Origin of the sequence: Haloimpatiens lingqiaonensis, from assembly GCF_901447495.1 — a bacterium.
GTDB classification, from domain to species: Bacteria; Bacillota; Clostridia; order Clostridiales; family Clostridiaceae; genus Haloimpatiens; species Haloimpatiens lingqiaonensis.
In genome coordinates this window covers 1-11,602 of record NZ_CABDWS010000089.1, presented here as the reverse complement: position 1 = coordinate 11,602, position 11,602 = coordinate 1, and the positions used below count along the sequence as shown (strand labels likewise).

Below are 11,602 nucleotides of genomic sequence, written 5' to 3'. Positions count from 1 at the left end.
TGATAATACTGTTGTGATTGCTGCTGTTAATGTTGTCTTACCGTGGTCTACGTGACCTATTGTTCCTATATTTACGTGTGGTTTACTTCTTTCAAATTTTGATTTTGCCATTGTTCTTCCTCCTTACAATAAATAAATTAATCATTTATCTTTAAGCTATTTTTTTAACTAAAAATATTATTTTCTTTCATTAATTACTTTTTCTTGTATACTCTTTGGTACTTCTTCATTGTGATCAAACTCCATTGAGTAGTTTCCTCTACCTTGAGTTTTTGATCTTAATGATGTAGCGTAACCAAACATTTCTGATAGTGGAACGAAGGCTCTAATAACTTGAGCACCTGCTCTTTGCTCCATTCCTTCTATTCTACCTCTTCTAGAGTTAACGTCTCCCATAACATCTCCCATGTATTCTTCTGGGATTACAATTTCAACTTTCATTACTGGCTCAAGTAATACTGGGTCAGCTTTGCTCATAGCGTTTTTAAATGCCATAGAACCAGCTATCTTGAAGGCCATTTCTGAAGAGTCTACATCATGGTAAGAACCATCAACTAATTTAACTTTGAAGTTTACTGTAGGATATCCAGCAACAATACCTGTTCTTGATGCCTCTTTTATACCATTTTCTATTGGTGCAATATACTCTTTTGGTACAGATCCACCAACGATAGCATCTTCAAATTTAAATATCTCTTCACATGGTTCCATTTCAATCCAACAGTGACCGTATTGTCCACGTCCACCTGATTGTCTAACAAACTTACCTTCAGCTCTAACAGCTTTTCTGATAGTTTCTTTGTAAGCAACTTGTGGTTGACCAACATTACACTCAACTTTAAATTCTCTTTGAAGTCTGTCAACAATTATTTCAAGGTGAAGTTCACCCATACCTTCTATTATTGTTTGACCAGTTTCTTGATTTGTAAATGTTCTAAATGTTGGGTCTTCCTCAGCTAGTTTTTGAAGTGCAATACCCATTTTTTCTTGACCAGCTTTTGTTTTAGGCTCAATAGCAACAGATATAACTGGTTCTGGGAATTCCATGTTTTCAAGTATTACTGGACTGTTTTCATCACATAAAGTGTCTCCAGTTGTTGTATTTTTAAGACCAATTACAGCTCCTAAATCTCCAGCTCTTAACTCTTGTACTTCAGTTCTGTGATTTGAGTGCATTTTAACAAGTCTTCCTATTCTTTCTCTTTTACCTTTGTTAGAGTTTAGTACGTAAGTACCACTTTCCATTACTCCTGAGTAAACTCTTGTGAAAGCTAATTTACCTATGAATGGGTCAGTAGCTATCTTAAATGCTAGAGCTGCAAGTGGCTCATTGTCATCACTATGTCTAACTATTTCTTCTTTAGTTTCTGCATCTACTCCTGGTACTGGAGGTACATCTAATGGTGATGGTAAATACTTAACTGCAGCATCTATCATCATCTGTACACCTTTGTTCTTGTATGAAGAACCACATACTACAGGAACTATTTCATTGTTACATACACCTTTTCTTAATGCAGCATCAATTTCCTCTACTGTTAACTCTTCACCATCAAGGTATTTCATCATTAATTCTTCATCTAATTCAGCAACTGACTCTAGCATTTGAGATCTATAGTCTTCTGCTAATTCCTTCATATCTTCTGGAATTTCAGTTGTTTCTATTTCTTTTCCTAAATCATCTTTGTATATTCTAGCATTGTTTTCTATTAAGTCTATTATTCCTAAAAAGTTTTCTTCTTTTCCTATTGGTAATTGTATAGGAACTGCATTAGCATGCAATCTTTCTCTCATCATGCTTACCGCTCTATAGAAGTCTGCTCCTAATATATCCATCTTATTTATGTATGCTACTCTTGGAACATTATACTTGTCTGCCTGTCTCCATACTGTTTCAGATTGAGGTTCAACTCCACCTTTAGCACAGAATACACCAACAGCACCATCAAGTACTCTTAGTGATCTTTCAACTTCAACAGTGAAATCTACGTGTCCTGGTGTGTCAATTATATTAATTATATGACCCTTCCATTGACAAGTGGTTGCAGCAGAAGTTATAGTTATTCCTCTTTCCTGCTCTTGCTCCATCCAGTCCATTGTAGCACTACCTTCATGAGTTTCTCCAATTTTATGGTTTATTCCTGTGTAGAATAATATACGTTCTGTAGTTGTTGTTTTTCCCGCATCTATATGAGCCATGATTCCTATATTACGGAATTTTTCTAAGGAATATTCTCTTGCCATATGCTTTCCTCCTTCTATCCTGTGAACGATTCAAATTTTAGAAAACTGTTTTGGCAAGGCCAAAACAGTTTTCTGCTAGTATCTGTAGTGTGCGAAAGCTTTGTTTGCTTCTGCCATCTTATGAGTATCTTCTCTTTTCTTAACAGCTGCTCCAGTGTTATTAGATGCGTCTAATAATTCTGCTGCAAGTCTATCTCTCATGTGTTTTTCGCTTCTTTTTCTAGTAGCGTCAACTAACCATCTTAGACCTAATGTCTGTCTTCTTTCTGGTCTAACTTCGATTGGAACTTGGTAGTTTGCTCCACCTATTCTTCTCGCTTTTACTTCTAAAAGTGGCATAATGTTGTTCATTGCTGTTTCAAATACTTCAATGGCATCTTTACCTGATTTTTCAGCCATTATATCGAAAGCACCGTAAACAATTTTTTGAGCAACACCTTTTTTACCATCTAACATTATTTGGTTTACTAATTTAGTAACAACCTTGCTGTTGTACATTGGATCTGGTAATACATCTCTTTTTGCTATATGTCCTTTTCTTGGCACTTTTCTTCCCTCCTTAACATAAAATATTTAAGTTCATCGGTACTCGGCTATTGCCGCAAAGCGCTTTGTCAACCGCACAAAATACAATCTATAATCTATATAAATGCTGAAGACATTGCACTATTAATAAATGAACCTATTTTTTCTTAGGTTTCTTAGCTCCATACTTAGATCTGCTTTGCATTCTATTAGCAACACCAGCAGCATCTAGAGTACCTCTTACAATGTGGTATCTTACACCAGGAAGGTCTTTTACTCTTCCTCCCCTTATAAGAACAACACTGTGCTCTTGTAAGTTATGTCCTATACCTGGTATGTAAGCTGAAACTTCATATCCATTTGTTAATCTAACTCTGGCAATTTTTCTTAACGCTGAGTTAGGTTTTTTAGGAGTTGTTGTTTTAACTACTGTACATACTCCTCTTTTTTGTGGACATTCTTTTAAAGCTGGTGAGCCAGATTTAGTGACTACTGTCTGTCTGCCTTTTCTAACTAATTGGTTAATAGTTGGCATTTTTACACCTCCTTTTGATTTTTAGCTATATATAAATTATAGTTTTAACAAATTTCTCTTAATGTACATGCTACTGCAGCACCTACATCAATTCCACAAAGTCGTCCTAGTTCCTTCATAGTGTCTATATATACTATTTCAAGGGATTTATCTTTGGCTAAATCAATCAATGGCTGTATAAGCTTAAATTCAGCATCTTCTGCTATATATAATCTTTCACATTGATCTTGTTTTATAGCTTTCAATGTTTGTTTTATCCCAACTGACTTTTTCCCTATAAGCCTACTGGCCATAGCGAAACCCCCTTTATATGATGTATTACAAAGATAAAGTTTAAACTTTATCTTTGTAATAAAACTACACAAAGTGTATTTTAACATTTTAAAATATAGATGTCAACAAATTAGATTTAAGCTTCTATATTATTTTCTTCATCTTCTTCCAAATCTTTGCGATTTAGATTCATTTTTATTCCTCTATATTTATTCATGCCTGTTCCAGCTGGAATCAACTTACCTATTATAACATTTTCTTTAAGTCCAACTAAAGGATCTATTTTACCTTTAATAGCTGCATCAGTAAGTACTCTTGTAGTTTCCTGGAATGAAGCCGCAGATAAGAACGAATCTGTAGCTAAGGCCGCTTTAGTAATTCCTAATAAAGTTACCTTTCCATCTGCTGGTCTATTTTCTTCTTCTAAAGCCTTATTATTTTGCTCTTCAAAGTCAAATATATCTATCATAGTACCCGGTAATAATTCAGTATCCCCTGAATCTTCTATTTTAACTTTTCTAGTCATTTGCCTTACTACTACCTCAAGATGCTTATCATTTATATCAACACCTTGAAGTCTGTAAACCTTTTGTACCTCTGAAAGAAGATAGTTTTTAACTGCATTTATACCTTTGATTCTTACAATATCATGAGGATTTATTGAACCTTCTGTTATTTCATCTCCAGCTTCAATTTGATCCCCATTGTTTACTCTTAATCTTGAACCAAATGGTATATCATAACTAGTTTCTTCACCGGATTCATTTTTAACATATACTACTCTTTTCTTCTTAGTTTCTTCAACTCTTACAGTACCTGCCATTTCACTTATTATAGCAAGCCCTTTTGGTTTTCTTGCCTCAAACAATTCTTCAACTCTTGGAAGACCCTGTGTTATGTCAGCTCCAGCAACTCCACCAGTGTGGAATGTTCTCATTGTAAGCTGTGTTCCAGGTTCACCTATGGACTGAGCCGCAATTATACCAACAGCTTCACCAATATTTATCCTGTTTGCAGTTGCCATATTCATTCCATAGCACTTAGCACATACTCCAAACTTACATTTACATGTAAATACTGATCTTATTTTAACCTTTTTAACACCAGCTTTTTCTACTCTAGCAGCTGTGTTAGCGTCCATGTAAGAATTCTTACTTACTATTATTTCACCTGAATTAGGATCTATTATGTCTTCTGCACTGTATCTACCAGTAAGTCTTTCCTCTAAAGTTTCTATTACTTCATTTCCTTCTTTTATTTCTGAAACTTCGAAACCTTCCTCTGCACCACAGTCTTCAGTCCTAACTATTACGTCCTGGCTAACATCTACAAGTCTTCTTGTTAAATATCCAGAGTCTGCTGTCTTTAACGCAGTATCCGCGTTACCTTTTCTAGCTCCGTGTGTTGAAATAAAATACTCTAATACGTCTAATCCTTCCCTAAATGAAGATCTTATAGGTAATTCTATTATCTTACCTGATGGATTAGCCATTAATCCTCTCATACCAGCAAGCTGTTTTATCTGACTCTTAGAACCTCTGGCTCCAGAGTCCGCCATCATGTATATAGGATTAAATTTATCAAAGTTATCCATTAGGGCGTTAGCAACATCCTCTGTTGTCTTAGTCCACTTATCTATTACTCTTTCATATCTTTCTTCTTCTGATATGAATCCTCTTCTATACATTTTTTCTATTTTTTCAACAGCTTTATCTGTTTCTTCCAATAATATTTTCTTAGCTTCTGGCACTGTCATATCTGATGTAGAAATTGTAATAGCACCTATACTTGAATAATGATATCCTGTAGCTTTTATCTTATCTAGCATTACTGATGTTCCTGTTGGACCGTATTTAGCATAACATTTATCAATTATCTTTCCTAGATTCTTCTTACTAACTAAGAAATCAATCTCTAGTTTAAATTCATTTTCTGGAATACTTCTATCAACAAATCCCAAATCTTGTGGTATGCATTCGTTGAATATTATTTTACCAGGTGTAGTTGCTACAATACTTGAAACTTTTTCTCCATCTAATTCTTTTGTTAATCTCACCTTAATTTTAGCATGTATATCAATTTGACCTAATTGATATGCCATTAAAACTTCTTCAACATTTGAGAATACTCTTCCTTCGCCTTCTGCTCCATCCTTATCTAATGTTAGGTAATATGAGCCTAACACCATATCCTGAGTAGGAACACAAACTGGCTTACCATCTGAAGGTTTTAGTATGTTATGGGCTGCTAACATTAAGAATCTAGCTTCTGATTGTGCTTCAACAGATAAAGGTACATGTATAGCCATTTGGTCTCCATCAAAGTCAGCGTTGTATGCTGTACATACTAATGGATGTAATTTTATAGCTCTACCTTCCACAAGTACTGGTTGGAATGCTTGAATACCTAATCTGTGAAGAGTCGGAGCACGATTTAGTAACACTGGATGGTCTGTAATAACTTCTTCTAGTACATCCCAAACCTCTGTCATAACTCTTTCTACCATTCTCTTAGCACTTTTTATATTATGAGCTACTCCTTTTTCAACTAACTTCTTCATTACAAAAGGCTTAAATAGTTCTAAAGCCATTTCTTTTGGAAGTCCACATTGATACATTTTAAGTTCCGGTCCTACAACTATAACAGAACGTCCAGAATAGTCAACACGCTTACCAAGTAAGTTTTGTCTAAACCTTCCTTGTTTTCCTTTTAGCATATCAGATAGTGATTTTAATGGTCTGTTTCCTGGACCTGTAACCGGTCTTCCTCTTCTACCATTATCTATAAGTGCATCCACAGCTTCTTGAAGCATTCTTTTCTCATTTCTAACTATGATATCTGGTGCACCTAAATCTAATAGTTTTTTCAATCTATTATTTCTGTTTATTACTCTTCTATATAAATCATTCAAATCTGAAGTAGCAAATCTTCCACCATCTAATTGAACCATTGGTCTTAAATCTGGTGGTATTACTGGAATCACGTCAATTATCATCCATTCTGGATTATTGCTAGATTTTCTAAATGACTCTACTACTTCAAGTCGTCTTATAATTCTAACTCTCTTTTGACCTGTGCTTGTTTCTAATTCTTCTTTAAGCTCTATAGATAAGTTTTCCAGGTCTAATTCCCTAAGTAAAACTTTTATTGCTTCTGCACCCATTCCTGCAACAAAGCTATCTTCACCATATTTATCTGCTGCTTCTCTATATTCTTTTTCATTTAATAATTGTTTCTTTAAAAGTGGTGTTTCTTTAGGGTCTAAAACTATATAGGATGCAAAGTATAAAACTTTCTCCAAGGATCTTGGAGATACATCCAAGATAAGCCCCATACGTGATGGTATACCTTTAAAATACCATATGTGGGAAACAGGGGCAGCAAGCTCTATATGCCCCATCCTTTCACGTCTAACCTTTGCTTTAGTTACTTCAACTCCACATCTGTCACAGACAATTCCTTTATACCTTACTCTTTTATACTTTCCGCAATGACATTCCCAGTCTTTTATAGGTCCAAATATTCTCTCACAGAACAATCCATCTCTTTCTGGCTTTAATGTTCTATAGTTTATAGTTTCTGGCTTTTTAACTTCTCCCCTTGACCACGCTCTAATTTGTTCTGGTGAAGCTAAGCCTATTTGTATAGCATCAAAATTATTTAATTCAAACAAGGGTACATCCTCCCTTCATAGTATGGAATTATAAATTAATGTTCATCATTAAAATCGTTAAGTTCTAACTCGCTAAAATCATCCTCAAAGGATAAGTCATAATCCTCTACATTTATATCTAAATCTTCTTCTAGTTCCTTTTCATCTACTTCTACTTCTACCTCATCTCCGTTAGCTTCTAACTTTTCGATACCGATAGGCATAGAATCCTCATTTCCTTCTATGTTTATATCTAATTCTTCCTCTGATTTTTCATCTACATATTCTTTTATTTCTATTTCTTGTTGTTCATCATTTAAAACTTTAACATTTAAGCATAAAGCTTGTAGTTCTTTAATAAGAACCTTAAATGATTCTGGAACTCCTGGTTCAGGTATATTTTCACCCTTAACAATAGCCTCATATGTCTTAACTCTACCAACCACATCGTCAGATTTAACTGTTAATATTTCTTGTAGAGTATATGCTGCACCATAAGCTTCAAGCGCCCAAACTTCCATCTCTCCAAATCTTTGGCCTCCAAATTGTGCTTTACCACCTAGAGGCTGTTGAGTTACTAATGAGTATGGTCCTGTAGATCTAGCATGTATCTTATCATCAACCAAATGGTGAAGTTTTAATATATACATGTATCCTACTGTTACTCTATTATCAAATGGTTCCCCAGTTCTTCCATCATATAAAACTGTTTTTCCATCCTGAGCATATCCTGCTTGTTTTAAACAATCTACTATGTCTTCTTCCATAGCACCGTCGAATACAGGAGTTGCTACATGCCAACCTAATTTACTAGCTGCCCATCCTAAATGAACTTCAAGCACCTGCCCGATATTCATACGTGAAGGAACGCCTAGTGGGTTTAAGCATATTTGAAGTGGTCTCCCATCTGGTAAGAAAGGCATATCTTCTTCAGGTAAAATTCTAGAAATAACACCCTTGTTACCGTGTCTTCCTGCCATTTTATCTCCTATAGATATCTTTCTCTTTTGAGCTATGTAGCATCTTACAAGCTCATTAACTCCTGGTGGAAGTTCATCACCGTTTTCTCTAGTAAATACTTTTACATCTACTATTATACCAGCTTCACCGTGTGGCACTCTAAGAGAGGTATCTCTAACTTCTCTTGCTTTCTCACCAAATATAGCTCTCAAAAGTCTTTCCTCAGCAGTTAATTCAGTTTCTCCTTTTGGAGTAACTTTTCCTACTAATATATCTCCTGATCTTACCTCTGCACCGATTCTTATTATTCCTCTTTCATCTATGTCTTTAAGTGCATCGTCTCCTACATTTGGTATATCTCTTGTAATTTCTTCTGGTCCTAGTTTAGTATCTCTGGCTTCAGCCTCGTATTCTTCTATGTGAATAGATGTAAATACGTCATCACGAACTAATTGCTCTGAAACAAGCATAGCGTCCTCATAGTTATATCCTTCCCAAGTTATAAAGCCCATACGTATATTTTTACCTAAAGCTATTTCACCTAAGTCAGTAGATGGTCCATCTGCTAGAACAGAACCAACTTCAAGTTTATCTCCTTTGGCAACTATAGGTCTTTGATTTATACAAGTCCCTTGGTTTGATCTTTTAAACTTAAGTAATTTATATTTATCTATACCGCCATCTTTATCTCTTCTAACTCTTACTTCCTCAGCATCTACATAAACTACGGTTCCAGCATTTTTAGCCTTTGGAAGTACACCTGAATCTACTGCAGCTTTAAACTCTATTCCAGTTCCAACTATAGGAGCTTGTGGCTTTAATAGTGGTACTGCCTGACGTTGCATGTTTGATCCCATAAGTGCACGGCTGGCGTCATCATTTTCTAAGAATGGAATCATAGCTGTAGCTACAGAAACTATTTGTCTTGGTGATATATCTATTACATCAACATCTTCTCTAGGCACTATTAGAACTTCTTCTTTGTATCTAACGGTTATTTTATCGTCAACAAAATGCCCATTTTCATCAATAGGTTCATTAGCTTGAGCTATTAAGTATCCATCTTCTTCATCAGCAGTAAAATACCTGATTTCATCAGTTATTTTTCCTGCTTTCTTATCTATAATTCTATATGGTGTTTCTATAAATCCATATTCATTTACTCTAGCATAAGCAGCAAGTGAGTTTATAAGACCTATGTTTGGTCCTTCTGGAGTTTCTATTGGACACATTCTACCATAGTGAGAATGGTGAACGTCTCTTACCTCGAATCCAGCTCTTTCTCTTGAAAGTCCTCCAGGTCCTAATGCTGACAACCTTCTCTTGTGTGTCAATTCAGATAATGGGTTAGTCTGATCCATGAACTGTGAAAGCTGAGAACTTCCAAAGAACTCTTTAATAGCCGCCGCTACTGGTCTTATATTAATTAATGCTTGTGGAGTTATTCCCTCTTGGTCTTGAATAGTCATTCTTTCTTTAACTACTCTTTCCATTCTAGATAAACCAATTCTAAATTGATTTTGTAATAATTCTCCTACAGCTCTTAGTCTTCTGTTTCCTAAGTGATCTATGTCATCAGTGTCGCCTATTCCATATGGTAACCCTAATTGATAACTTATAGTTGCAAATATGTCATCTTTAGTTATATGTTTTGGAATAAGTTTATTTATATTCTTCTTTATTTCTGATTTGATAGTTTCTTCATCACTATAACTATCCAATATTTCTTTTAAAGTAGGATAATGTACAAGCTCTCTTATATTCAAATCGTCAATATTAAAGTTTATATGTTCATGTATATCTACAAAGTTATTTCCTATAACTCTTATAACTTTGTCCTCTACCTTTATATCTACTACATTAACGCCTAGATTTTGTATTTTTTTAGCAGTTTCTCTATCGATTTTCTCTCCGCTCTCTACAATGATTTCTCCAGTAGAAGGATTTACTACATCATTAGCTGCTATTTCATTAGATATTCTTAGGTTTAAAGAAAGCTTTTTGTTAAATTTATATCTTCCAACCTTGGATAAATCATATCTCTTAGCATCAAAAAATAGTGAATCTATAAGAGATACAGCACTTTCAACTGTAGGTGGTTCCCCTGGTCTTAGTCTCTTATATATTTCCAATAGAGCTTCTTCAGTATTTTTTGTACTATCTTTTTCTATACTTGCTTTTAATCTCTCTTCTTCTCCAAAGAAATCAGTTAATTGTATATCTGAGCCACAACCCATTGCTCTTGCAAGAATTGTTATAGGCAGCTTTCTGGTCTTGTCAATTCTTACATATATTACATCATTAGAGTCAGTTTCATATTCTAACCATGCGCCTCTATTTGGTATAACTGTTGAAGAAAATAATTTTTTCCCTGTCTTATCCAATGTCAGAGCATAATATACTCCTGGAGATCTGACTAATTGGCTTACAATTACTCTTTCTGCACCATTAATAATAAAAGTACCTTGCTCCGTCATTAAAGGGAAGTCTCCCATAAAAACTTCCTGCTCTTTTATTTCTCCTGTTTCCTTGTTAAGTAATCTTATCTTAACTTTTAATGGTGCTGAATATGTGGTGTCTCTTTCCTTACATTCTTCCACGTAATACTTGATGTTATCAATGTCTAGCTTATAACCTACGAATTCTAGAACAAGATTTCCTGTGTAGTCCTGAATAGGATTTATATCGTCGAATACCTCTTGAAGTCCTTCTTCTAAGAACCATTTGTAGGAATCTAATTGTATTTCAATTAGATTTGGCATTTTTGCTGTTTCTTTAACCTTTGAAAAGCTCATTCTTGTTCTTTTACCAACCTGGATAGGATGTACCATCAAATTTCACCCCTTGTATATACTAAAATAACCATAAACACCAATTTTTATCAACAATCAGTGTAAATGGATTAAAACATTACTATCTTGGTATTATAACCATTTTATATAAAAAAATACAATTTATCATTTTTCGATAATTATCAATGCATTTAGTTATGTTATCACAAATGAAGTCTCATGTCAATATTATTTTTAAGAGAACAGAGATTTAGCATCTAAATTCCAGTAAAAATTTTATTTTTACTGGAATTGTATCTTTTTACATTTACTTAAAGGGCTGGTAAGCCCGCAGACCGATAGGTCGCAAAAATAGATACACTTACCCCTACCCCAAGAAATCTTTAAAATCAATTTCCAGTTTTATATTTGATTAAGTTTTTACAAATAGTGGGTTATGCCAACCATTTTCTATAATAAATCTTTCATCTCTTATATCTTCAATAACATCTATTTGGAGCATATATTTCTTTCTAAAATTTCTTATACACCTAAAAAAATATAATTGCATTAGATTAAATGCTATTATTATAAACATTAATACTGTTTCTATGCCCGTAGGGCTATGAAGAAAACAATGAT

The 11,602-nt window shown here is 34.3% G+C and carries 7 protein-coding genes and 1 pseudogene; all 8 read right to left on the bottom strand.

Annotated elements, in window-relative coordinates; genetic code table 11:
* Nucleotides 1–111, bottom strand: a 111-nt coding sequence (locus tag FGK85_RS13280) for a GTP-binding protein (RefSeq protein WP_138205852.1), incomplete at its 3' end; no start/stop codon positions are given.
* 66 nt (nt 112–177) lie between these two features.
* Entirely contained in the window at nt 178–2,244 is a 2,067-nt protein-coding gene (gene fusA, locus FGK85_RS13275; RefSeq protein WP_138207396.1) for an elongation factor G, read from the bottom strand.
* A 75-nt stretch (nt 2,245–2,319) separates the two neighbouring features.
* Entirely contained in the window at nt 2,320–2,790 is a 471-nt protein-coding gene (rpsG, locus tag FGK85_RS13270) for a 30S ribosomal protein S7 (protein ID WP_138207394.1), read from the bottom strand.
* Between the two features lie 136 nt (nt 2,791–2,926).
* A complete protein-coding gene (gene rpsL, locus FGK85_RS13265; protein WP_138207392.1) occupies nt 2,927–3,304 on the bottom strand; it encodes a 30S ribosomal protein S12 in 378 nt (125 codons plus the stop codon).
* A gap of 44 nt (nt 3,305–3,348) precedes the next feature.
* Nucleotides 3,349–3,597: a ribosomal L7Ae/L30e/S12e/Gadd45 family protein gene (locus FGK85_RS13260; RefSeq protein ID WP_138207390.1), complete on the bottom strand. Its 249-nt coding sequence runs from the start codon at nt 3,595–3,597 to the stop codon at nt 3,349–3,351.
* A gap of 116 nt (nt 3,598–3,713) precedes the next feature.
* Nucleotides 3,714–7,250, bottom strand: a complete 3,537-nt coding sequence (gene rpoC, locus FGK85_RS13255; RefSeq protein WP_138207388.1) for a DNA-directed RNA polymerase subunit beta' — start codon at nt 7,248–7,250, stop codon at nt 3,714–3,716.
* Nucleotides 7,251–7,285: 35 nt separating this feature from the next.
* On the bottom strand, nt 7,286–11,020 hold the full coding sequence (rpoB, locus tag FGK85_RS13250; protein WP_138207386.1) for a DNA-directed RNA polymerase subunit beta: 3,735 nt from the start codon (nt 11,018–11,020) through the stop codon (nt 7,286–7,288).
* Nucleotides 11,021–11,393: 373 nt separating this feature from the next.
* A pseudogene (locus FGK85_RS13245) lies at nt 11,394–11,602 on the bottom strand (transposase); the annotation flags it as partial.

Bases quoted from the DNA above. Each gene is read 5' to 3' on its own strand.
- rpsL (WP_138207392.1), bottom strand. From the start codon at position 3,304: ATGCCAACTATTAACCAATTAGTTAGAAAAGGCAGACAGACAGTAGTC.
- rpoB (WP_138207386.1), bottom strand. From the start codon at position 11,020: ATGGTACATCCTATCCAGGTTGGTAAAAGAACAAGAATGAGCTTTTCA.
- fusA (WP_138207396.1), bottom strand. From the start codon at position 2,244: ATGGCAAGAGAATATTCCTTAGAAAAATTCCGTAATATAGGAATCATG.
- FGK85_RS13260 (WP_138207390.1), bottom strand. From the start codon at position 3,597: ATGGCCAGTAGGCTTATAGGGAAAAAGTCAGTTGGGATAAAACAAACA.